Raw genomic sequence first — 24,952 nt, forward strand, 5'->3', positions numbered from 1 at the left:
GTTAAGGGAAGACAAATGCCAGTCTTTTTAGAGGTGTTTTTATGAATCCATATATGCATACATATACAGGTAAAAAAATTAATCCTCTTGCATTTACAAAAGATGATATAGATATCAAAGACATTGCGCATGCATTAAGCTTATTATGTCGTGGTGGCGGTCATTTAAAAATGTTTTATTCTGTAGCACAACATAGTCTTAACTGTGCTCAAGAAGCATTTCTTCGATATCAGGATTCTCGTCTATCACTGGCCTGTTTATTACATGATGCCAGTGAAGCTTATATATCAGATATTATCAGACCACTTAAACAGCATTTAAAGCTTTATGAGGATATTGAAAGTCAATGGATGAAAGTTATTTTTGAAAAGTATGAACTTTCAGAATTAAAAGACGAAGACCTTTTAAAAATCAAAAGGATAGATGATGATATGTTAGCTTATGAACTATATACATTGATGGAGCAGCAACCAAAGCCATCTTGTTTATTAAAAAGTCAACCATGTTTTGCAGAAAGACATCACCATGATGTTGAAAAAGAATTCTTAGAATTATTTGAAAGATTATCAAATATAAAATAAACAGCTAATGAAATCAAATCATTAGCTGTTTTTTGTTGATTTGATTAAAGGACGATGTCCTAAACCAACTTTATTTTTCAATGTCATAAACATAATGAAGCATCCAATCAAAGTCAATCCACATACAAAGATAAGCATACTATTTAAACCTAAACTATCTTGTAATATACCACCAAAGATATTTCCTATTGATGATCCTAATCCTGTTGACATCATCGCAATCATTGTTTGTCCCATCATTTGATCACTTTCATCAAGATGATCATTGACATAATAAGTGATGGTTGCAGTAAAGAGTCCAAAAGATAATCCCTGGAACATCATACCTATTAATAAGACAATCAAATGAGGTGCTAAACAGATTGTCAGATTACGCAAAACATAGAAGAAAGCACTCGCTAAAAGTAATGTTTCAGAACGGTATTTTTTTAATAAACGATAAGTGATGGACATAATTGGCATTTCACTGGCAGCCATACAAAAGACAGCAATTCCATATAATGAAGTGTTTCCACCAAGATTTTTAACAATATTAATTAAATAAGTTGATAAGGCTGTTGAAGCAGCATACATGAATGTAAAAGCTACGAGAATGAAGAAAAATATACGATATTTTTTAATAACAGAGAATATATTTTCCTGGTTTTTTGTCGTTGTTTCTTCTTGAATTTGATAGGGTGGCATTGTATAAAGAAGAATTAATAAAGCGATGCTGGCAATTGCATAGACAAATGCAATGACTGTTGGATTAAAAAAATCAATCAGCTGACCAACAATAATAGCTCCCGCAGCATAAGAGATAGAGCCTAGTCCTCTAGCTAAACCAAAATTGATATATTGACCATCTTTTAAGTAATTCATACATATTGTAGAAAATAGAGGAACCATTGCAGCAATCAGACTTAATAGGAAAACATATAAAATCATAATGAGAAAAATAGGTGAAGTGATGATTGTTAAGACAGTAAAGATGACAATCATGATCAGGTATAGGGTGAAAATCAGTTTGTTAATAGATAAACCTTTGATGCGTGATAAAAGGGATGAGATAAATGGAGATAAAAAGATGGACAAAATAGCTCCACCACCTGTCACTATCCCAATATCCGTATTGGATAAACCACGATATTGTAAAAATATAGCCACATAACCATAAATAGCTAAATAGGATAACCAGAAAAGAATTTGTAATCCATTATATTTCATTTGTAAAGATTTCATTGATTCACCCTCCATAACTTTTGTTTTTTTCAATCATAACAAAAAAAGTATTGAAACAAGCTTTTTTTCATATTATGAAATTACTTTATTTCATCACTCACTGGACTAGATAAGGGATGACGAAAATCATTCTTTTTATCATAACTAATTTTATTTTGAATATTCTGTTCATAGTCTTTTTGAAAAATACAAGAGAAAATGACATTAAAGAGATATTCAATAGAAATCTGTGAAGCAAAAGGAGCTATTTTCGTAAAAATCTTTTCTCTAGAACCAATATTTAAAATATAATCTGCATAATGAGATAAACGATTATCACCAACCGATGTTAAAACAATGATGGGTGTATTGTTTTCTTTTAAGGTTTGAGCAATCTGAATATTTTCATTGGTTTCTCCTGAATAAGAAATAATCATCGCAATACGTGAGGAATTGGAATTATAGGACATAAAGACCTGTTCACCATGTAAAATTCTTAAATTGACATCTCTGGAAATACGCATCATCTTATGTTGAAAACTCATAGCTGCTAATAAGGAATTACCAGAACCATAAATATCAATATGCTGATGGGGATATAATAAATCAACAATCTTATTTAATTCAGTAAAATCAATAAGTTTAATTGTATCTGCAATGACTTCCTGATAAAGAGAAGATAACTTATGACAAATCATAGGATAACTGTCATCTTTAGAAAAAGGAAAATTGACATCAATACGATCCGTATGATGTAAATCATATTGTAATTCAGCAGAATATTTGATTTTAAAATCATTATAACCTTCTAAACCTATTTTTTTACAGAGTCTGACAATGGTCGCAGGAGAAGTATATGTTTCTTTTGCCAGTTCTTTGACTGACATACTTAAAACTTCTTCACCATGATTTAAAATGTATTTTGCAATTTGTTTTTCTGATTGAGAGAATTCCAGTTCAAATTCTAATTGTGTCATTATACTCATTTTTATCACCAATCCTAGTATACCATGAAACTTTGTTTCATAGAAGTGATGATTTTTACTCTTATTATGAAAAATGATGTTTGTTATATTTTTGAAGTATTTTATGATGCTTTGTGTTAGAATAGAATCAGTATTGATGAATGGATGAAAGGAGATTCATAATGGATATCAAAGAAGCAGTAGAAAAACGACATAGTGTTCGTCAATATTTAGATAAACCCATTGATGATGAAAAAACACAAATATTAGAAAAACAAATTGAAAAATGTAATCAGGAGGGTGATTTGAACATTCAGTTGATTCTCAATGAACCGCGTGCTTTTCAAAGTCAGCTGGCTCATTATGGTAAGTTTAAGGGTGTTCAACATTATATTGCTTTAATAGGTAAGAAGAATAGTCCTGATTTACAGGAAAAATGTGGCTATTATGGAGAGCATCTTGTTTTATTAGCACAACATCTTGGTTTAAATACATGTTGGGTTGCTTTAACTTATAAAAAAATTCCAGAAGTGCTTCATCTTGATTCTGATGAGAAAATAGTGGCTGTGATTTCAATTGGTTATGGTGAAAATCAAGGAGTGGCTAGACGAAGCAAAGATATGAAAGATGTTATAGAAACAGAGGAAAATCTTCCACAATGGTTTTATGAAGGCGTTCGTTATGCATTATTGGCCCCAACTGCTATGAATCAACAGAAATTTAAGTTTGCTTTTGAAAATGGAAAAGTGAAAGTGAAAAGAGGAATAGGTTTTTATACAAAATTAGATTTAGGTATTGTGAAATATCATTTTGAAATAGGTGCAGGAAAAAATCATTTTCAATGGGACAATGAAGATGATCAAAGATAGGTGATTAAAATGGCAGATAAAATATTAGTTGTAGATGATGAAAAAGAAATTGCAGATCTTTTGGAATTTTATTTATGTAATGAAGGGTTTGAAGTTTATAAATTTTATAATGGACAGGATGCGATCAGGTGCATTGAAAAAGAAGAAATTGATATCGCTGTTTTAGATGTGATGTTACCTGATATTGATGGTTTTCAAATCTGTCAGAAAATTAGAGAACATTATTTTTTCCCAATTATTATGTTAACGGCTAAAGTAGAAGACATGGATAAAATTATGGGGTTAACATTAGGTGCGGATGACTATATTACAAAACCATTTAATCCTTTAGAAGTTGTGGCTCGAGTGAAAACACAACTGAGACGTTATAAAAGATATAATGCAACGACACAGCCTCAAGACATTTTAGAATATGATATTAGAGGGCTGGTTATTAATAAAGAAACACATAAGTGTTATTTATATAATGAATTATTGGATTTGACACCTATTGAATTTGAAATTTTATGGTATTTATGTTCAAAGCAGGGCAAAGTTGTATCGAGTGAAGAATTGTTTGAAGCAGTATGGAAAGAAAAATACATTGATAACAATAATACAGTCATGGCACATATTGCCAGATTAAGAGAAAAACTCAAGGAGTCAACAAAAAAACCTAAATTTATTAAAACGGTTTGGGGAGTGGGGTATCAAATTGAAAAGTAAAAATGAGTTATTAAAAAAAGCAATGTTACGAATTATTGGATTCGCCATTATTTATACCTGTGTTTTGTTTGTCATTATTTTGATTGCCTGGAATTTAGCGTCACAAATCACATGGTATGCATCAGATCCTTTGTATCGTTTTCTATTGTTTATTCAGGATGGACTTGTTATTTTCTTGCCCATCTTATTAATTATTGGTTATCTGGTAATTGTCTTTTTTGAATTAAGGAAACCCTATGCTTATTTAGAAGATGTGATTCAAGGTGTTCAAAATATTAATGATCGTCATTTACATCTGATTCATTTGGAACATGATGAATTAAGAGATGTCAATGATTTATTAAATCAGACAAAAGCAGATATTGAACTCAATGAACAGGCTGCCAAAATGGCTGAACAGAAGAAAAATGATTTGATTGTTTATTTGGCCCACGATTTAAAAACGCCTTTAACTTCTATGATTGGTTATTTAACAATTTTAAAAGATGAAAAAGATATTCCTCAACAATCCCATGATCATTATGTTGAGATTGCTTTGGATAAGGCAGAAAGATTAGAAGATTTAATTAATGAATTTTTTGAAATTACACGTTTCAATCTGACACAACAGGCTTTAGAGCTTTCGCGTATTGATATCGTGAGATTATTAGAACAATTGATATATGAATTTAAACCCATGTTCAAGGATAAGAACTTACAATGTGAACTGGATGCTCCACGTTTACTGGAAATGAAATGTGATGTTCAAAAAATGCAAAGAGTTTTTGATAACCTTTTAAAAAATGCAGTGAATTATAGCTTTGAAAATACAGTCATTCATATAACTCTTTTGCAAAGTGAAAAAGGTTATGAGTTTACTTTTGAAAATCAGGGAAATACAATTCCTCAAGCAAAGCTTGATCATATCTTTGAACAATTTTATCGACTGGATAGTTCACGTGCTTCTCATACGGGTGGTGCAGGTTTAGGACTTTCTATTTCTAAAGCGATTATTGAACAGCATCATGGTCAGATTCAGGTGGAAAGCTATGATGAAAAAATCATTTTTAAAGTCTTGATCCCTTTATTGTAAGAAAATTGTAAGATTTTATTAATAGAATGATAAGAAGATTATATTGAAATATTAAAAAAGAGCATTTGTTATTTTGATAAACTGAAGTTGTCAAAATAAAAATGCTTTTTTTAATGGAGGGAAATAAGATGAAAAAAGTGGCAATTCTTTTTGGTGGGAAATCGACAGAATATAGTGTTTCATTAGAGTCAGCTTATTCTGTTTTATCTCATCTTGATTTACATAAGTTTGAAGTTTACATGATTGGTATTAATCAAAAAGGAGAGTGGAAACATTTTGAAGGGGATATCTCTTTGATTAAAGATGATAAGTGGGATCATGAATATTTAAATCCTGTTACTATATCATTAAATCCGCATCAAAAATGTTTACTAGAAATACGCAATCAAAAAGTTGAAGAAGTGAAAGTCGATGCGATTTTTCCTATTTTACATGGTAAAAATGGAGAAGATGGAAGTGTACAGGGACTAATTCAAATCACTGGTATTCCACTTGTTGGATGTGATGTATTGTCATCGGCTTTGTGTATGGATAAATATCGTGCACATGAATTAGTGAAAGCACATGGCATTGAAGTGCCTAGCTGTGTTTATTTACAGCATCAACAGGATTATCCAAATAAGAAACCAGATATCATGGGTTTACAGTTACCTGTTTATGTGAAACCTGTGAAATCTGGATCATCACTAGGTATGTGTCGTTTAGAAAGTTTTGATCATCTTGATCAGGCTGTTTTTGAAGCGTTCCAATATGATGATTGTGTTTTAATAGAAGAGGAAGTCAAAGGCTTTGAAGTAGGATGTGCTGTTATGGGATGCAAGACTTTAAAAACAGGACGTGTTGATGAAATTGAATTGTCCTCAGGTTTCTTTAACTTTCAAGAAAAATATACACTCAAAACATCTCAAATTCATGTTCCAGCACGTATTTCATCTTCTTTAGAGTTTCAAATTCAAGAAACGGCTAAAGAAATTTATCGCATTTTAGGATGCCAAATATTTGCAAGAGTGGATATGTTTTTGACACCGGATCATCATATTGTTTTTAATGAAGTCAATACAATACCAGGATTTACAGCCCATAGTCGATATCCTATGATGATGGAAAAAAACGGTTTATCTTTTCAGACATTATTAACACAATTGATTGAAATGGGGATTCAGCATGCAAATCAAAACACTTTATAAAAAAGATATTCATCAGGGCTCACTAATCCTTGTCAATCAACATTATCCATTTTCCTTTTCTCATATCAATCTTTGCTTCTTTCAAGATACAGTCCATCAAATACAAATGGATGCTTCTAGACTTCTTCACCAATGTTTAAATCATCTTCATATTCAAGATGAAATCATTGTGGCCAGTGCTTATCGCTCTGCTTTAGAACAAAAACAGCTTTATCAGGAATCTTTAAAAAAACATGGTCAGGAATTTACACAAAAATATGTTGCAAAGGCTCATCATAGTGAACATGAAACAGGTTTGGCTATTGATTTGGCACTTAATAAGGGTGTTATTGATGAGATTTGTCCGGATTTTCCTGAACAGGGCATTTGTCAAAAGTTTCGTCATGTTTGTGGTGATTTTGGTTTTATAGAAAGATATCAAAAAGATAAAGAAAAGATGACAGGAATCAGTGGTGAAGCATGGCATTTTCGTTATGTTGGATTTCCACATTCCTTGATTATGAACGATCACCACTTTTGTTTAGAAGAATATCATGATTTTTTGAAATGTTATTCCATTTATCATCCCTATGTTTATGTTGTCGGACAAAGAGTATTTGAAATCTTTTATGTACCCATGATCAAAGACCAGATAACAATAGCTTTACGAAATGATGATATTTATCAGGTATCAGGTAATAACATGGATGGTTTCATTGTGACAGTATGGAGGAGAAGCTTATGAAAAAAGGTTATCCTTGTATTGATATAGGGCGAATCATTGCAGCTGTTTTCGTAATAGCTATTCATATTTATCCATTTTTACAAATCAATCCAACTATGGAATTGATTGTCACACGTACCATTGGAAGGTTGGCTGTCCCATTTTTCTTTATGGTGACATCGTTCTTTCTTTTTAAAGATGGCTATCCTACACAGGAACATATAAAAAAGACAATTTTTTCATTGTTGAAATGGTATGGAATTGCGATTGTGATTTATATTCCACTCATGATTTATAATCATTATTTTTCTCAGGAACATCTTGTGATAGCTATTATCAAAGATATATTTATTGATGGACCATTTTATCATTTATGGTATTTTCCAGCTACCATCATTGGATTGATTATCGTTTTATTGTTAATCAAATACTGTTTTAACTATGCATGGTTTATAGTTATAGGTTTATATGTTATAGGGGTGTTTGGTGATGGTTATTTGAGTATGATCAGTCAGATTGATATTTTTCATCATTTCTATACATACATATTTCAATATATGGATTATACACGAAATGGATTTTTCTTTGCGCCACTCTTTATCATGTTGGGTGCTCAGATAGCGAGACAGAAATATCATTTTAAGCATCATCTTCATATAATTTTACTATTGCTGAGTTTGTGTATGATGATAGGAGAATCTTTGATTTTACATACTTTTTATACATTAAGACATGATGCTATGTATTTCAGTTTACCTGTTGTTTCCTACTTATTATTTTCATTTTTAATAACGTTTCAAGGTCGTCGATATATCAGTCTTAAAAATATATCATTATGGGTCTATGTCATACATCCATGGATGATTGTTGTGGTGAGAATGATAGGTAAATGGAGTGGACAGATGGCTTTCATTGAGAATAATTTTATACAATTTCTTATGGTTGTTTTATTTTCGTTTTGTTTTGGATTTATCATGAATGTTCTTATAAAAAGAAAGGGGAATATTGATGAGAAACAACATGTTTGATTGTCAAAGAAGCTGGTTAGAAATAGATTTATCAGCTTTAAGACATAATGTGAAAGAAATTTGTACAATGCTTTCTTGTCCAGAACAATTCATGGCTGTTGTCAAAGCGGATGCTTATGGACATGGAGCTGTTCGTATTTCTAAAGAATTGAATCGAATGGGGATACATCATTTTGCGGTTGCGACATTGGCAGAAGCCATTGAATTAAGAGACAGTCATATTAAGGGTGACATCTTGATTTTAGGATATACCGACCCTTGTCATGTTAAAGAATTACGAGATTATGATTTGACGCAGACAGTTATATGCGAAGATTATGCCAAGCTTTTAGAAAAGCAAAAAATAGATGTGAAAGTTCATGTGGCTATTGATACTGGTATGCACCGTTTAGGAGAAAGTGATATCAAAAAAGTCAAAGCTATTTATCAATCTCATTATTTACATGTGACAGGTCTTTTTTCACATCTTTGTGTCTGTGATGAAACGACAAAGGAAAGTCAAAAATATACATATCAACAAATTGAAGAATTCATGACATTCATTCAAAATCTTAAAAAAGAGCATTATTCAATAGGAAAGGTTCATCTTTTAAGCAGTTATGGTTTATTAAATTATTCAACATATAGTTTTGATTATGTTCGAATGGGAATCTTATTATATGGTGTTGATTCTTCATTGCCTAAGCAAAGTCAATTATCTTTAAAACCTGTTTTATCATTAAAATCAAAAATCATTTTAGTCAGAGATATTCAATCAGGCGATTCTATTGGTTATGGAAGAACATTTATAACATCAAAACCCATGAAAATTGCCACTGTTCCTATTGGTTATGCTGATGGATTACCTAGAGCCTTATCTAATCGTGGAAAAGTGATTGTTCGAGGACAATTTGCACCGATAGTGGGTCGTATTTGCATGGATCAGATGATGATTGATGTGACAGATGTTGAAAATATTCAGGAAAATGATGTTGTAACTATTATAGGTAAGAATCAGGTTTGTCAAAATGTAGAAACAATTGCAATGCAAACAAATACGATTTCTAACGAAATTTTAAGTCGTATAGGATATCGTCTGCCTAAAATATATAAATACGAATAATTATGAAACAAAGTTTCATATGACAATGCATTTTTTATATAATTATGAAACTAATTTATAAAGTTATGAAAAGATATTTACTCATATGTCAATATCTTTTAAAATGAGAATATAAGAGAAAAAGGAGGACTTTATAAGTGGAAAAGAAAATGCCAAAAGATTTTTATTGGGGTGGTTCTGTATCATCATTCCAAACTGAAGGAGCAAGAAATGAAGGAGGAAAAGGGGTTTGTATTTATGATGTTAGACCAATGAATCCTGAATTTTCAGATTGGAATGTTGCGATTGATGAATATCATCGTTATGATGAAGATATTGCATTAATGAAAGAAATGGGATTTAATTTCTATCGTTTTTCTATTTGCTGGTCAAGAATTATTCCTAATGGAACTTTAGATGAACCTGTTAATGAAGAAGGTGTGAAGTTCTATAGTGATTTAATTGATAAGTTATTGGCAGCTGGTATTGAACCAATGATTACATTAGTTCATTTTGATATGCCTTACCATCTTGTTAAAAATTATAATGGTTTTGCATCTCGTTATGTTGTAGATTGCTTTGAAAGATATGCAAGAGTATGTATTGAAAGATTTGGAGATCGTGTGAAACATTGGATGAGTTTCAATGAACAAAATTTGCATGGTCAAATGTTAAGAGTTTCTAATGCTGAAGAAATTCCTGAAGGTGTAAGTGAACCAAAACATTTATATCAAGTTAACCATAATGTCTTTATTGCACATTGTAAAGCTGTTAAAGCATTAAGAGAATTACAACCAGATGCTAAATTCTGTGGTATGGCTGCTGTTACAAATATTTATCCATACACAAATACACCTAAAAACAACTTATTTGCATGGCAAGCTTATCAATATATGAATGGTTTCCATGTTGATGTTTTTGCAAAAGGAAAATATCCAGATTATATGGTAGCTTATCTTGAAAATAGAGGATGGATGCCTCATTTTGAAGAAGGCGATGAAGAATTATTAAAATACACTGTTGATTATATTGCATTCAGTTATTATCGTTCTAATACAGTGACTGAAGGTGAATTTGACTTAGAAAGACCATATCATGAAGTTGTTGGTGAACATATGATCAAAAATCCTCATTGTGAAGCTAATGAATGGGGATGGGAAATTGACCCAATTGGATTTAGATGGACATTAAATGATTTACATACACGTTCTGATTTACCAGTATTCGTTCTTGAAAATGGTATTGGATGGCGTGAAGATATGACTCAAGAAGAAGTAGATGCAATGCTTGCAGCAGGTAAAACAATCGAAGATGATTATCGTATCAACTATCATAGAGATCATATTAAAGAAATGGAAAATGCAATGTTTGAAGATGGTGTTCCTTGTTTAGGATATATTACTTGGGGACCAATTGATATTTTAGCAAGTATGTGTAATATGGATAAACGTTATGGATTTGTTTATGTTAACAGAACAAACAAAGATATCAGAGATTTAAAACGTATTCCTAAAAAATCATTCTATTGGGTTGCTAAAGCATTTAAATCTAATGGTGAAGATTTAGATTAATAAAATCAAAGAATGGCAAGTTGACTTGACCATTCTTTTTTTTGATAAAAATTATATTAAAAAAGAATATTCAATGTAGTTATTTTTATGAGACGGATAAAAAAAGAAAAATTAGCACATCTGGGTTGACAGTGCTAAAGGATAGGTGTAAGATACTATTAGCACAAAAATAGATAGAGTGCTAATAAAAGGAGATGTAAATATGGCAGAAAAGAAACAGTTTAAAGCTGAGTCGCAAAGATTATTAGATTTAATGATTAACTCTATTTATACACATAAAGAGATTTTTTTAAGAGAATTGATTTCAAATGCCAGTGATGCTTCAGATAAATTATATTACAAAGCATTGACTGAAAATTTAAATGGTATTTCAAGAGAAGATTTATCTATTCAAATTGTCATCAATAAAGATCATCGTATGTTATCTATTATTGATCAAGGTATTGGTATGAATGCAGATGAATTAGAAGAACATTTAGGAACAATTGCTAATAGTGGTTCTTTTGAATTTAAACAGGCATTAGAAAAAGGACAAGATGATGTTGACATTATTGGACAATTTGGTGTTGGATTCTATTCAGCATTTATGGTTGCTCATAAGGTGGAAGTGATTTCTAAAAAGTATGGAGAAGATCAGGCTTATATCTGGGAATCTGATACAAGTGATGGATATACAATCAACGAAATTGATTATCCAAATCATGGAACAAGAATTAACTTATATTTAAAAGATAACACTGATGATGAAAATTATGACCAATATTTAGATGAATATGAAATTCAAAGATTAGTTAAGAAATATTCTGATTATGTTCATTATCCAATTAAGATGGATATGACAACTTCTAAGAAAAAAGAAGATAGTGATGAATATGAACAAGTCATTGAAAATAAGACATTAAATTCAATGGTTCCTTTATGGAAAAGACCTAAAAAGGAAATCACAGAAGAAGATTATAATGAATTCTATAAAGATAAATTTAATGATTTTAGCGATCCATTATGTGTTATGCATAACAGTGTAGAAGGAACAATTTCTTATGATTCATTATTATTTATTCCTTCTAAGCCACCAATGAACTATTATTCACAAGATTATGAAAAAGGTTTACAACTTTATTCTCGTGGTGTCTTTATTATGGATAAAGCCAGTGAACTTGTTCCTGAACATTTCAGATTTGTCAAAGGTTTAGTGGATTCACAGGATTTATCATTAAACATTTCTCGTGAAATGTTACAACATGATCGTCAATTGAAAATCATCGCTGATAAAATTGAAAAACGTATTCAAAGTGAACTTGAAAAAATGTTAAAGAATGATCGTGAAAAATATGAAGAATTTTTTAAGAGCTTTGGATTACAGTTAAAATTCGGTATTTATAACAGCTATGGTATGTTAAAAGATAAATTACAAGATTTATTGTTATATTATAGTGCCAATGAAAAGAAAATGATAACTTTCAATGAATATGTTGAAAACATGAAAGATGGTCAAAAAGAAATCTATTTTGCCAGTGGCGAAAGCTATGAAAAGATTGATCATTTACCAACAGTAGAAATGGTTAAAGATAAAGGATTTGATATTCTTTATATGATTGATAATGTAGATGAATTCTGTATTCAGATGTTAAGAGATTATAAAGAAAAACCATTTAAAAATATCAATCAAGGTGATTTAGATATTGATAGTGAAGAAGAAAAGAAAGAGTTAGAAAAAGTCAGTGAAGATAATAAAGACTTAATCTCAACTCTTAAAGATGCATTGAAAGATAAAGTTCAAGATGTCAAAGTGTCTTCACGTTTAAAAACACATCCTGTTTGTTTGGTAAGTAGCGAAGGTGTTTCTTTTGAAATGGAAAAAGTTCTCAATCAAATGCCTGATGGACAAAATATCAAAGCAGGAAGAATTTTAGAAATTAATCCAAATCATGCAATCTTTACAGCTTTACAATCTTTATTTGAAAAAGATAAAGATAAAATTAATGATTATGCATCATTGTTATATGATCAGGCTTTATTAATTGAAGGATTTAGTATTGATGATCCTGTTGAATTTTCTAATAAGGTTTGTCAATTAATGGTAGATGCAAATAAATAAGTCATTGGAGGAAACGGTTTTGATAAATCGTTTCTTTTTTATGTTATAATAGATTTGGGTGAGGAATTATGATAAAAAAGGGTATTTCTATAATGATTATAAGTTGTTTATTGATACTGATAACAGGTTGTCAATCTCAAGACGGATCTCAACAGGCGAATCTAACAGAATATCGTTTTGCAGGTTATTATGATTGGTTTTTAGGAAAAGAGGAATATGAAGATTTTATGACATATGTCTCTAATGATCAATCTTTAAAGATTGATTCTCAATATGGTGAAAAGATTTATCGAGATGGTGAATACCTGATTATAGAAGCAACTGATGAACAAAAACAAGCACTGATCAATCAAAATAAGCAGCTTATTGAACAGGCTACACAAGAATTTATGAAAATGGGAGAAGATTATCAGATGGATTATAGTGATGATTATTCGTCTATGACAATTTGGATTGATCAGGAACATTTTGTAGATATTTTTTCAAGTGAAGCTTTTCAAGTAGGTGGGAACATGCTTGGCATTATAAGTCTTGTTACAGCAAGTCGTGTATTGACAACGGGAGATTGTGATAGTGCTGTTGAAATTCATATTATTAATTTAGATAGTGACTATCAGGTTGCAGAAGCTATTTTTCCGTATGAATCTATTCAGATCACTTCTCAAGATTGACTGACAAGTCAACAAAATGATGTGACTGACTCTTCAAAATTGGAAGGTTATTCAAGAGTTTTAGCAACAGTCATTGAAAAAAATGACAATCAGATATTTTTCAAGCCTGAATCAACATCATCTGATTATCAAAAAGATGAAAAGCTATGCTTGTGTTTAGATAGTGTTTATGGAGAAGATGTTTTTATGCCTTATCAGTTATCTAAAGGTGATCAAGTCTATTTAACATTGAATGGAAATTATGCTCTTCATGATGATGGTGATGAAATTCCTGATATTGCTCCAATGGCAATCATTCCTGTACAATATATAGATGATGCTGTGTAACTTTATTTGCAAATCGGATTTATCAAGATTATAATAAGGATAGGTGATGAAAACATGGAATTAGATGAAGTTTTGAATAAAAGAAAAAGTATAAGAAGAGAATATCTGTCAAAAGAAGTTGATGATAATGTGATTCGTCAGGTTATTGAAGCAGCTATTTTAGCACCTTCATGGAAGAACTCACAAGTGACACGTTATTATATTGCTAAATCAAAAGAAGCTTTACAGCAGGTGAAGAATGCTTTGCCAGAATTCAATCAGGAAAATGTTGGTCAAGCTCCTGTTTTAATCGTTTCCACGATTGTTTTGAATCGCTCTGGTTATAATAAAGATGGTACACCAACGAATGAACTTGGCAATGGATGGGGATATTATGATTGTGGTATGCATAATATGAACCTTTTGTTGAAGGCAACAGAATTAGGATTATCTACGTTGGTTATGGGTATTCGTGATGAACAGAAAATAAAGGAAATATTTGCGGTTCCTGATAATCAATCTGTTGTCAGTGTTATCGCTTTAGGTTATAGTGATATGGAAATTGAAAGACCACAACGTAAAACATTTGAAGATATAACTGTAATGAAATGAGGAAAGATATGATAGTTTTATATATTATTGGTGGATTTGTTTGTTTATTATTGGCTATATATGTATTAGATCGTAGAGAAAAAATGTCAAAAAAGATTAAACAAATCAAAGAACAAAAACAAGAAATTCAAGAACTGAATAATCAATTAGATGAGATTCAATACCAACTTGATTTGATGGATGACTCTATTCAAAAGGCTCATGATATAAGTTCACAAATTTTATTTTATATGAAAAAATAAAATGATTTTTGTGAATATAATAAAATAATGATAGCTTTTATAGTAAAATTCAAAATATAATGATTTATATAAATAAAAAGTAAAAAAAGTGTTGACATGTTTATGCAAATGCATATAATAAAAGCATATAAAAAAATTCGATGAAAAAGAGAGTAGTTTAAACAAATATCAAGCGAGCTGATGTTGGTGTGAGATCAGTATAGGCGTTTAAATGAACCGCACTTTGGAGAACGATGCTTGAAAGAAGTAGGGTATCGAGTGAATCTGCTTTAAGGATAGAGGTGGATATATCTTTGATATATCAAAAAGAGTGGTACCGCGATGATTTCGTCTCTTAGTTCAACTAAGAGACGTTTTTTTATACAAAGGGGGAATTGATTTTGATGAGGATGAGTTTACGGCGATGATTGATTAAAATCACAGAAGCTATAAAATAAATAAAATCAAAAAAGAAAGAAGAGGGAATGAAAATGAAAAAATTATTTAAAGGATTATTAGTTGCCGCTATGGCATTAACAATGACAGCATGTGGTGGAGGAGAAAGTGGTTCAAATGAACAAAAGTTATTGATTGGTATTTCTCCTGATTATGCACCTTATGAATCATTAAATACTGATGGTGAAATGGAAGGATTTGATATTGATATGACAAAAGAGCTTATTAATATCATGAATGAAAATGGTGGAAATTATACTTATGAATTTAAACAGATGTCATTTGATACAATTTCAACAAGCTTAATGGCAAAACAAATTGATTTAGGTATTTCAGGTTTTACAATGCATGATGACTGGGATGTGTTATGGTCAAATAAATATAATGATTCTAAACAAGTAGCTTTAGTTTCTGAAGATAGTTCTATCCAGACTGTTAAAGATTTAGAAGGTAAAAAAATCGGAGCACAGTTATCAGCAACTGGTGAAGCATGTGCTAATGATATTAAAGATGCGAAAGTAACAACTGTTACAGATGTTAAGGTATTAGTTGAAACATTAAAATCTGGTGGTGTTGATGCTGTTATTTTAGATTATGCAGTTGCTAAAAATTATGATTCACAAGATGCATATAGAATGATTGATGAAGCTTTATTAGAAGAAGAAAATTTAATTATTGCAAATAAAGATAGTCAAGAATTAATGGATGATGTCAATAAAGCTTTAGATGAATTTATAAAATCTGATAAATATACTGAACTAAAAGAAAAATGGGGAGCTTAATATAAATGGAAAATCTTTTAACACAAGAAAATTTAATGTTTATGTTAAGAGGTGCTGGAATGTCGCTAATATTAGCGACATTCGCAGTTTTCTTTGGGATGATTTTAGGAACATTGGGGGCTGCTTCAAAGTTATCTAAACATGCACCTTTAAGATGGATTGGAAATATATATGTAGAAGTCATTCGAGGAACACCAATGTTATTACAGATTATGTTCTTCTATATAGCTATTCCAGTTATCTATCAGTCAATAACTGGAACTCGTATGAATCCTGATCCATATATTTGTGGATTAATCGCTTTAAGTATAAATAGTGGAGCCTATTCAACTGAATTAATCAGAAGTGGTATTCAGGGAATTGATAAAGGACAATGGGAAGCCTGTGAAACATTAGGATTAAGTTATTTTCAGACAATGCGTTTTGTGGTATTGCCACAAGCCTTTAAGAGAATTATTCCACCAATTGTCAGTGAATTTATCACTTTAATTAAAGATTCATCATTGATTAGCTGTATTGGAGCAACTGAGTTGCTTATGAGTGCACAAGTTTTAGGATCAAGAACTTTTAATTTGATTTATCCTTTACTTGAGGCAGCATGTTTATATCTCGTGATGACACTCACTATTTCATATATTTCAAGACGTTTAGAAAGGAAGTTGTCTGCCCGTGATTAAAGTAGAAAATATTGTGAAACAATTTAATGATTTAAAAGCTGTTAATGATGTTTCCTTAGACATAAAAAAAGGTGAGATTGTTTGTTTGATTGGTCCTTCTGGTTCTGGGAAAAGTACAGTTTTAAGATGTATTAATGGATTAGAAAAACCAGAAAGTGGACATATTTATGTGAATGATCAATTGCTTGATGAAAAAAATCCAGAAACTTATAAAAAATTAAGAAGTTTAATGGGATTTGTATTTCAGCATTTTAATTTATTTCCAAATATGACAGTTTTAGAAAATCTGACTTTAGCACCCATTCAGGTTATGAAAAAAAGCAAAGATGAAGCTGAACAAATAGCTTGTCAATATTTAGAAAGAGTGGGTCTTCTTGATAAAAAAGATGAATATCCAAATAAATTATCAGGTGGGCAAAAACAAAGGGTTGCGATAGCAAGAAGTTTATGCATGAATCCACAAATCATGTTATTTGATGAACCTACAAGTGCTTTGGATCCAGAAATGGTTATTGAAGTTTTGGAAGTTATGCAGGAATTGGCTAATGAAGGAATGACAATGGTTGTTGTGACACACGAAATGGGATTTGCTAGAACGGTAGCAGATCGTGTTATCTTTTTAGAGGATGGCAAAATTGTTGAAGAAAATACGGCTGAAGAATTCTTTAGAAATCCTAAAACACAAAGAGCACAGGATTTCTTAAATAAGGTTATGCATTAATGAAACTTAATGAATTTAAAGTAGAAACATGGATGACAGATCATGAAAACGATTGTCAATATAATTTGACAGAAACATGTGTGTCATCCTTATCTTTATTAGAACTTCAACAATTTGTTCAAGAGGATATAGCGAAACAGATGATGTCTATGAAAATGGATTATGGTCCTATTGTTGGATCAACACGTTTAAAAAAAGCTATCTTATCACTCTATGAACAGGGTGGACTTGAAAATATAACTATAACTCATGGAGCTATTAATGCCAATGAACTGGTATTAATGAGCTTGCTAGAAAAAGGAGATCATGTTATTACTTTATTTCCAACTTATCAGCAAATGTATGATTTTCCATTATCATTAGGTTGTGAGGTTTCTTTAATTCCTTTAAAAGAAGAAAATGACTGGTTACCAACAATTGAAGATTTTGAATCATGTATACAAGAACATACAAAAATGATATGCTTAAATTCACCTAATAATCCTACTGGAACAACAATACCTTTGTCATTAATGAAAGATATTATAAAATTAGCTCAAAAATATGATTGCTATATTTTATGTGATGAAATCTATCGTGGTGTAGATACTGAAAGCTTAGAATTATATCCTTCATTTAGTGATTATTATGATAAAGCAATAGTGACACAAAGTTTATCAAAAGTTTTCTCATTTGCTGGTTTAAGACTTGGTTGGATAAAAGGACCTCAGGAAGTCATTGATTTAGTAAACTATCGACGTGACTATCATATTATTAGTAGTGGTCCATTAGATGATTATCTAGCTTGTTTAGTATTAGAAAATAAAGATGTGATTTTAAAACGTAGTCGTGATATATGTCAAACAAATAAACTTATTCTTAAAAAATGGTTAGATCAAGAACCACTTGTTTCTTGTGTTATACCACGTCATGGAACAGTTTGTTTCTTACATTATCATTTGGATATACCATCAGCAGAGTTTTGTGAAAAACTTCAAAAAGAAACGGGTGTATTTTTTGTGCCAGGAAGTGCATTTGATATAGAATATCATTTACGTTTTGGCTTTACACAAGATGAAAAGATAATTAAAGAAGGGCTTATTACATTTTCTAAATGGTTAAGACAATTTGATCATCAGTCTATAGACATTCAGCTATAGACTTTTTTTGCGTCTATATACTAATTGAAAGACAAAATAAGTTGAGAACATCAGTGTCGAAAATAAACCAATCAGCATGACAATTGCCACACTTTCTACATGAAAACGTGGAATTAAAATGATTAAACAAATTAATTCAATAATAACTTCAAATGTACTCATCATAAACATTTCTTTATTTTTGTTGAATGCTTGAAGTGTGGCACTTAAAGGTGTTTGTAAATAGAAGATTGTAAAGGGAATACACATGTATTGTAAACAACGATAACCTTTAGTTGTATTGTACATGATTTGAAGGCAGACATCGCCATAAAAATAAAATATAAGTGTAAAAGGAAGACTGATAAAAAAACAGATGACCAAACTATAAAAAACATGTTTTTTTAATGCTTCTAAACGATTATATGCAATATCTTTATTAAGAATAGGAATCAACAATCTTAAAACAACATTATTAAAGAAAGTAGGTGTAACCAGCAAAGAAATGACATAACCGTTAATAATCGCATATTGAAGGTGTATTTGATTTTCTCCTATATGAAGTTTTGTTAAAATAGAAACCAAAAGGATGGGTTCTAAAAAATTATAGCAGACATGAAGCAGTCTTGAACCTGTTAATGGTAAAGCAATATTCATCATATCTTTAAAAATAAAATGTTTTTGAAAATAGGATATGGGATGATAATGCCAATTGATTTTCCTTTTTAAACGTAACATTAAAAAAAGAATAGAAGTGAGTTCACCAATACTCATAGCTAAAATAGCAATGCTGACTAAATACGTCATCGGTAAATAATGAAACTGTTGAATAACAATGTAGGTAAAAAGAATACGAGAAACTTCTTCAAATAATTGTGCAAGTGATAAGTTCCAAACATCTTCTCTTCCTAAATAGTAATTCTTAATAATACCACTTATACCAACTAATGGAATGAATGGAAGGATGCATAATAAAGGTAAATATGCATCACTTTGTTTTAGAAAATAGAGAGCAATTATTTTTGAAAAAAACAAAAGTCCACCCATAATCAATAAACATGTTGCTAAACAAATGCATAAAGCTGAAATAATAACTTTTTTATTGTTGTATTTGGGGTGTGAAATCAAGCGGAAAACAGCAGATGGAATGGAAAACTGAGCTAAGGTAATACATAAAGAAAGTGTCGGGATAACCAAAATATAAAGAGCCATTCCATTTTCGTCTAAAAGACGGGATAAAAGCATTCTGTTGAATAAAGAAAAGACTTTTGTGATGAGGGTACTGCTTGTTAATATGAGAAATGAATTAATCAATTTTCTTTTCATAAAATACTTCCTTTATTGTCGAATTTCCTTTATAATAAATATGTTAATTATTCAAAAAATATGTTAGGAAGTGCAGTCAATGGAAATCAATATTAAGAATAACTTGCCATTAGATATTCTTTTTTTAATTCGTATAAAAGCTAATGAATTTAAAAATGAAGGAATTCATGAAATTGATAGTTATGATATTAAAGACTATCTTTATTCTATAAAATGGAAAGATGTTGAAACAAAAGCAATGTGTGATGTTATTGATGATATTATGTCATTACGTTTCTCAGAAGTTTTTGATTATTTAAAAATGAAAGTCATTAAAGAAGCTTCAACCATGAATATAGATGATTTTAGTGATTTTATAGCTAAATAATAATAATGATTGATCCTCTAACCGTTTTGTTTTTGTTAGAGGTGTTTTTATTTGATATCATGCCAAACAGATTATTTGAAATATAAAAGATACGTATGTTATAATACACGTAATTGAAAAAGGATGAACTTTAAGGAGATAGATATATTTTATGAAATATAAAATTATTGAGCCACAACATTATCAGCAGATTCAAAATCAATATCATATCAATTCTTTATTAGCAAAAGTGATTGAAAGTCGTCAATATGATGAAAACACTTTAAAAGATTTTATAAATCCACGTTTAATTTATCATGATTTTTCTTTGTTTGAAGAAGCTGATATGACATTGGAAAGAATTCATGAAGCTATTGAAAATCATGAAAAAATATGTATTTATGGTGATTATGATTGTGATGGTATTTTAGCAACGACAATTCTTGTACAAGCTTTTTTAGAATTAGGTGTAGAAGTAGGGTATCATATTCCTAATCGTTTTGATGATGGTTATGGACTCAATGTTAAACGTGTAGAACAGATGGCACAAAAAGGTTATTCTCTCATTATTACGGTTGATAATGGAGTCAAAGCTTTCGAGGCGGTAGAAAGAGCTAATGAATTGGGTGTTGACGTTATTATTACTGATCATCATCAATTTGATAACGATTTACCTGATGCCTGTACTTTTATTCATACGAAATTATCTCCGGATTATCCATTTAAAGAAATTTCTGGTGGTTTTGTAGCATATAAATTAGCGAGTGCTTTATTAGGAAGACAGGATAAATATCTTTATTGCTTGGCTGCGATTACAACGGTTTCAGATATGATGCCATTATTGGATGAAAATCGTTCATTAGTGAAAAAAGCTTTAACATTCATGAAGGAAGAAAAATATCCTTCATTAGAGCTATTATTAGGAAATCAGCAGACATATTCAACGACAAGTATAGGTTTTGTGATTGCACCTAAAATTAATTCATTTGGACGTTTACCAGAGTTTTGTTCGCCTAATGTTTTAGTGAAATATTTTTTAAAGAATGCTCCTAGAGATTTTATGGTGAAAGTTTCTCAAATGGCGATTTCTTTAAATACCAAACGTCAAACAATGACAAATCAACAATATGAAATGGCTAAGGAAGGTATGGGAGATGATTTTCTATATTGGTCAAGTGATCAGGTTCATGAAGGATTAGTTGGTTTGATTGCTGGTAAATATACTCGAGAATATGAGCGTCCAGGCTTTGTGATGGCATATGATGAGAAAAAGGGATTATATAAAGGAAGTGCCAGAAGTATTGAAGGTTTTTCTTTACATCAATTTTTTATGGAACATCAAGATCAGTTTGTTGCTTTTGGTGGACATTCTTTGGCGGGTGGATTTACTGTAGATGAAGCACATTATGATTCATGTTATCAATGTATTAAAGATGCATTAAAAGATCTTCATTTGCATCCAACAACGACAGTTCTTCATATTGATGAACAGGATATAGATATAAAAAATGTTGAATCTTTATCTTTATTGGAACCATTTGGTATGAGTAATGAAGAACCGTTATATATGTTAAAGGATGTACCTGTATCACAAATACAACAATTAAGTCAGGGAAAACATTTAAAGATGCAAACTGACTTGAATCGTAGTCATGTGTCGATGTTGTATTTTCAGCATGGAGATTTATATGGAAAACTTAAAAATATAAAAAAGATGAGTGTTATAGGAACATTACAAATTAATGAATATCGAAATCAGAAAAGTCTGAATTTTATTATTAAAGATATCGTATAATGACTTTATAAAAAGATAGAATTTTGATATAATAAACAAATAAGGAGGGCTTTTAAGCTATGGATTTAAAAAAGTATATTAAAGATATTCCTGATTTTCCAGAACCAGGTGTCTTGTTTAGAGATGTGACACCACTTTTAGCTGATAAAGATGCTTATCAGGAATCTATTCGCTTATTGAGTGATTTTGCAAAAGAGAAAAAAGTAGATCTTGTTGTAGGACCAGAAGCGAGAGGATTTCTATTTGGATGTCCAGTGGCTTTGACATTGAATTGTGGTTTTGTTCCAGTTAGAAAGCCAGGGAAATTACCACGTGAAGTTGTAAGCCAGTCATATGATTTAGAATATGGATCAAATGAAATTCAAATGCACAGTGATAGTATTCAACCTGGACAGAATGTTTTAATTGTTGATGATTTATTAGCAACTGGTGGTACAGTTGATGCAGCTGTATCTTTAATTGAAAAAATGGGCGGAAACGTTGTAGGAATTGCTTTTTTGATTGAACTTGAAGCTTTGAAAGGTAGAGAACTTTTAAAAGATTATGACGTTTATTCAGTCTTGAAGTATTAAGAAGAGACGGTGTCTCTTTTTTAGCATAAAGCCAAAGTAAAGGAGGAAGGATATATGAAATATAAAGGAGCACATGATCAAGTTACTTTTGATGATGTATTAGAAAGCTGTTCAACTTATATCACGAAAAAAGAAAGTATAGATTTGATTCAAAAAGCTTATGATTTTATTATGGTCAAACATGAAGGACAAAAGCGCAAAAGTGGAGAACCATATACTATTCATCTGATTTGGGTTGCATATATTCTCACAACTTTACAGACAGGACCAACAACGATTGCAGCTGGGCTTTTACATGATGTCATGGAAGATTGTGATGTTTCGCATGATGAAATGGTTGAGCGTTTTGGTGAAGAAATTACAAGTTTAGTAGAAGGTGTAACCAAAATTAATAAAATGCCATTTAAAGATGAAGCAGATGTTTATGCTGAAAATCATCGTAAAATTTATATTGCTATGGCTAAAGATATTCGTGTTATTTTGATTAAGTTAGCAGATCGTTTACACAATATGCGCACATTGCAATATATGACACCTGAAAAACAACAACGTATTTCTAGGGAAACATTGGAAGTCTATGCGCCAATTGCACATCGTTTAGGTATTAATGATATTCGTATTGAATTAGAAGATTTATGCTTACATTATTTGGATCCTAAAGCTTATTTAGAAATTTCTGAATTATTAGAACAAAAACGTAGTGAGCGTAAAGAATCTGTTGAGAAGATGATGAAGTCAGTAGAAGAATTATTGGATGAAAATCATATTGAATATCGCATTAAAGGACGTGCAAAACATATTTATAGTATCTATAAAAAAATGGTTATCAAGCATAAACGTTTTGATGAATTATATGATTTAAATGCTTTACGTATTATTTTAAAAGATAAAATGAAATGTTATGAAGTTTTAGGTATTATTCATGATCATTATCGTCCATTACCTGGACGTTTTAAAGATTATATTGCGATGCCTAAACCTAATATGTATCAGTCTTTGCATACAGCGGTTATAGGAGAAGACGGGCATATTTTTGAAATTCAGATTCGTACAGAAGAAATGGATGAATTAGCTGAACGTGGAGTTGCTTCTCACTGGCGTTATAAAGAAGGAAAAGAATATTCATCTAAACAGGAACAAAAAGATATCGTTGATAAGTTACAATGGTTAGGTGATTTTATTACTTTAAGTGATGAAATCAAAGATGGTGATGCTAAGGAATATTATGATTCTTTAAAAAGAGATATTTTTGAAGCTAATGTTTATGTTATGACGCCTCAAGGTAAGATTGTAGAGTTACCAAACGGCTCAACACCTATTGATTTTGCTTATCGTATTCATACAGAAGTTGGACATCATGCTGTAGGAGCTATTGTCAATAATGTTATGGTTCCTATTAATACCAAATTAAAAACAGGTGATGTCTGTGAAATTAAAACAAATAAAAATTCTGGACCAAGTGAAGACTGGTTGAAATTTGTTCAGACAGCAGGAGCAAGAAATAAAATCAGACAGTATATTTCAAAGAAAGATGCTGAAACTCAAAAAGAAGCTATTGAGGAAGGAAAAAAATTATTAAAGGAAGAAATTCGTAAACGTAATTTGGATGAAAAGAAATTTATGGATCCTGATACGTATAAATCTTATTTTGGGTCTTTTGGTGCTCGTCATTTTGATGATTTAATGTTAGTCATTGGAAAGAAACAAGCAACTGCTTCTACATTGATTGATAAGGTTCTTCCAAGCAAAACTGGATTCTTTGATAATCTTTCAAAGATTTTAAAGAAGAATAATAATGCTTTAAAAAATGAAAAGAAAAGCAGTAGTTTAGGAATCAGTGTTAAAGGTGTTGATGGGCTGAAAATACAGTTATCTAAATGCTGTAATCCTATTCCTGGAGATGATATTGTTGGATATGTATCTAAGGGACAGGGAATCAAAGTGCATCGTAGTGATTGTCCTAACTTAAAAGGCGTTGAAAAAGGACGTTTAATTGATGTGTATTGGGATTATACTAATATTATGCAAAAACGTTTTGAAGTTGATATTGATATTAGAGGTTTAGACCGTCCTAATTTATTAAATGATATTATTACTGTATTAGGACAGGTGAAAGTCAACATTTTAAATATTAATGCTGGAGTTGTAGATACTGAGGCGCAAATTCAATTAAAACTTTCGGTTGAAAATGCAGAACTTTTACAGTTGACTATTGACAATTTAAATAAAATTCAAGGTATTTATAATATTACAAGAGTGATTCATTAATATAGAAAAGAGGAGAAGAAA

At 30.5% G+C, this 24,952-nt stretch carries 25 protein-coding genes and 1 other annotated feature; of the genes, 22 read left to right on the forward strand and 3 right to left on the reverse strand.

Annotated features, from left to right (window positions below; genetic code table 11):
- The first annotated feature begins 41 nt into the window (after positions 1 to 41).
- A complete protein-coding gene (locus B5G32_RS00170) occupies positions 42 to 581 on the forward strand; it encodes a phosphohydrolase (RefSeq protein ID WP_204209544.1) in 540 nt (179 codons plus the stop codon).
- A 21-nt stretch (positions 582 to 602) separates the two neighbouring features.
- Here B5G32_RS00170 and B5G32_RS00175 read toward each other — a convergent pair whose 3' ends face one another.
- Both B5G32_RS00175 and B5G32_RS00180 read right to left on the reverse strand, forming a co-directional pair.
- Positions 603 to 1,802: an MFS transporter gene (locus B5G32_RS00175; RefSeq protein ID WP_087242714.1), complete on the reverse strand. Its 1,200-nt coding sequence runs from the start codon at positions 1,800 to 1,802 to the stop codon at positions 603 to 605.
- A gap of 80 nt (positions 1,803 to 1,882) precedes the next feature.
- Positions 1,883 to 2,767 (reverse strand): MurR/RpiR family transcriptional regulator, encoded by an 885-nt coding sequence (locus B5G32_RS00180; RefSeq protein ID WP_087242712.1) that lies wholly within the window; start codon positions 2,765 to 2,767, stop codon positions 1,883 to 1,885.
- 161 nt (positions 2,768 to 2,928) lie between these two features.
- Here B5G32_RS00180 and B5G32_RS00185 point away from each other — a divergent pair, with 161 nt between their 5' ends.
- The 17 genes from B5G32_RS00185 to B5G32_RS00265 all read left to right on the forward strand — a co-directional run bounded on the left by B5G32_RS00185 (position 2,929) and on the right by B5G32_RS00265 (position 18,645).
- Positions 2,929 to 3,615: a nitroreductase family protein gene (locus B5G32_RS00185; RefSeq protein ID WP_087935446.1), complete on the forward strand. Its 687-nt coding sequence runs from the start codon at positions 2,929 to 2,931 to the stop codon at positions 3,613 to 3,615.
- A 9-nt stretch (positions 3,616 to 3,624) separates the two neighbouring features.
- Positions 3,625 to 4,320, forward strand: a complete 696-nt coding sequence (gene vanR / locus B5G32_RS00190; RefSeq protein WP_087297414.1) for a VanR-ABDEGLN family response regulator transcription factor — start codon at positions 3,625 to 3,627, stop codon at positions 4,318 to 4,320.
- Positions 4,310 to 5,392 (forward strand): sensor histidine kinase, encoded by a 1,083-nt coding sequence (locus B5G32_RS00195; protein WP_204209546.1) that lies wholly within the window; start codon positions 4,310 to 4,312, stop codon positions 5,390 to 5,392. The genes vanR and B5G32_RS00195 overlap by 11 nt, the downstream gene beginning before the upstream one ends.
- 128 nt (positions 5,393 to 5,520) lie before the next feature.
- On the forward strand, positions 5,521 to 6,579 hold the full coding sequence (gene vanG / locus B5G32_RS00200; RefSeq protein WP_087935447.1) for a D-alanine--D-serine ligase VanG: 1,059 nt from the start codon (positions 5,521 to 5,523) through the stop codon (positions 6,577 to 6,579).
- Positions 6,557 to 7,303, forward strand: coding sequence for a D-alanyl-D-alanine carboxypeptidase family protein (locus B5G32_RS00205; RefSeq protein ID WP_087935448.1), 747 nt, complete (start codon positions 6,557 to 6,559; stop codon positions 7,301 to 7,303). The genes vanG and B5G32_RS00205 overlap by 23 nt, the downstream gene beginning before the upstream one ends.
- Positions 7,300 to 8,310 (forward strand): acyltransferase family protein, encoded by a 1,011-nt coding sequence (locus B5G32_RS00210; protein ID WP_158093933.1) that lies wholly within the window; start codon positions 7,300 to 7,302, stop codon positions 8,308 to 8,310. Before B5G32_RS00205 ends, B5G32_RS00210 begins: the two co-directional genes overlap by 4 nt.
- Entirely contained in the window at positions 8,291 to 9,412 is a 1,122-nt protein-coding gene (gene vanT, locus B5G32_RS00215) for a serine racemase VanT catalytic subunit (RefSeq protein ID WP_224762547.1), read from the forward strand. Before B5G32_RS00210 ends, vanT begins: the two co-directional genes overlap by 20 nt.
- Before the next feature lie 137 nt (positions 9,413 to 9,549).
- Entirely contained in the window at positions 9,550 to 10,962 is a 1,413-nt protein-coding gene (locus B5G32_RS00220; RefSeq protein ID WP_087242708.1) for a glycoside hydrolase family 1 protein, read from the forward strand.
- Between the two features lie 202 nt (positions 10,963 to 11,164).
- Positions 11,165 to 13,060: a molecular chaperone HtpG gene (gene htpG / locus B5G32_RS00225; RefSeq protein WP_087935450.1), complete on the forward strand. Its 1,896-nt coding sequence runs from the start codon at positions 11,165 to 11,167 to the stop codon at positions 13,058 to 13,060.
- Positions 13,061 to 13,128: 68 nt separating this feature from the next.
- A complete protein-coding gene (locus B5G32_RS00230) occupies positions 13,129 to 13,731 on the forward strand; it encodes a hypothetical protein (RefSeq protein ID WP_087935451.1) in 603 nt (200 codons plus the stop codon).
- A gap of 39 nt (positions 13,732 to 13,770) precedes the next feature.
- Positions 13,771 to 14,058, forward strand: a complete 288-nt coding sequence (locus B5G32_RS00235; protein WP_087935452.1) for a hypothetical protein — start codon at positions 13,771 to 13,773, stop codon at positions 14,056 to 14,058.
- 54 nt (positions 14,059 to 14,112) lie between these two features.
- Complete coding sequence (locus B5G32_RS00240; RefSeq protein ID WP_087935453.1) at positions 14,113 to 14,649, forward strand: nitroreductase family protein; 537 nt, start codon at positions 14,113 to 14,115, stop codon at positions 14,647 to 14,649.
- Positions 14,650 to 14,657: 8 nt separating this feature from the next.
- The gene (locus B5G32_RS00245; RefSeq protein WP_087297406.1) at positions 14,658 to 14,891 is read left to right on the forward strand and encodes a hypothetical protein; all 234 of its coding nucleotides are present in this window, start codon (positions 14,658 to 14,660) and stop codon (positions 14,889 to 14,891) included.
- Between the two features lie 131 nt (positions 14,892 to 15,022).
- Positions 15,023 to 15,229 (forward strand) — a binding site (T-box leader).
- A gap of 132 nt (positions 15,230 to 15,361) precedes the next feature.
- Complete coding sequence (locus B5G32_RS00250; RefSeq protein WP_087303676.1) at positions 15,362 to 16,108, forward strand: transporter substrate-binding domain-containing protein; 747 nt, start codon at positions 15,362 to 15,364, stop codon at positions 16,106 to 16,108.
- Positions 16,109 to 16,113: 5 nt separating this feature from the next.
- A complete protein-coding gene (locus tag B5G32_RS00255) occupies positions 16,114 to 16,785 on the forward strand; it encodes an amino acid ABC transporter permease (RefSeq protein WP_087303675.1) in 672 nt (223 codons plus the stop codon).
- Positions 16,778 to 17,506 (forward strand): amino acid ABC transporter ATP-binding protein, encoded by a 729-nt coding sequence (locus tag B5G32_RS00260; protein WP_087935454.1) that lies wholly within the window; start codon positions 16,778 to 16,780, stop codon positions 17,504 to 17,506. Before B5G32_RS00255 ends, B5G32_RS00260 begins: the two co-directional genes overlap by 8 nt.
- The gene (locus B5G32_RS00265; RefSeq protein ID WP_087935455.1) at positions 17,506 to 18,645 is read left to right on the forward strand and encodes an aminotransferase class I/II-fold pyridoxal phosphate-dependent enzyme; all 1,140 of its coding nucleotides are present in this window, start codon (positions 17,506 to 17,508) and stop codon (positions 18,643 to 18,645) included. The genes B5G32_RS00260 and B5G32_RS00265 overlap by 1 nt, the downstream gene beginning before the upstream one ends.
- On the opposite strand, the gene B5G32_RS00270 is transcribed toward B5G32_RS00265, so the two are convergent.
- On the reverse strand, positions 18,640 to 19,950 hold the full coding sequence (locus tag B5G32_RS00270) for an oligosaccharide flippase family protein (RefSeq protein WP_087935456.1): 1,311 nt from the start codon (positions 19,948 to 19,950) through the stop codon (positions 18,640 to 18,642). The two genes, B5G32_RS00265 and B5G32_RS00270, sit on opposite strands and share 6 nt — an antisense overlap.
- Before the next feature lie 79 nt (positions 19,951 to 20,029).
- Here B5G32_RS00270 and B5G32_RS00275 point away from each other — a divergent pair, with 79 nt between their 5' ends.
- From B5G32_RS00275 to B5G32_RS00290, 4 genes are all read left to right on the forward strand, one after another.
- Entirely contained in the window at positions 20,030 to 20,317 is a 288-nt protein-coding gene (locus B5G32_RS00275) for a post-transcriptional regulator (RefSeq protein WP_087245490.1), read from the forward strand.
- A 151-nt stretch (positions 20,318 to 20,468) separates the two neighbouring features.
- Complete coding sequence (recJ, locus tag B5G32_RS00280; RefSeq protein ID WP_087935457.1) at positions 20,469 to 22,091, forward strand: single-stranded-DNA-specific exonuclease RecJ; 1,623 nt, start codon at positions 20,469 to 20,471, stop codon at positions 22,089 to 22,091.
- A gap of 59 nt (positions 22,092 to 22,150) precedes the next feature.
- A complete protein-coding gene (locus B5G32_RS00285; protein WP_087245494.1) occupies positions 22,151 to 22,663 on the forward strand; it encodes an adenine phosphoribosyltransferase in 513 nt (170 codons plus the stop codon).
- A 54-nt stretch (positions 22,664 to 22,717) separates the two neighbouring features.
- Complete coding sequence (locus tag B5G32_RS00290; RefSeq protein WP_087935458.1) at positions 22,718 to 24,931, forward strand: RelA/SpoT family protein; 2,214 nt, start codon at positions 22,718 to 22,720, stop codon at positions 24,929 to 24,931.
- Positions 24,932 to 24,952: the final 21 nt, after the last annotated feature.

This window comes from Massilimicrobiota sp. An80 (genome assembly GCF_002159255.1).
Lineage (GTDB): Bacteria > Bacillota_I > Bacilli_A > Erysipelotrichales > Coprobacillaceae > Allocoprobacillus > Allocoprobacillus merdigallinarum.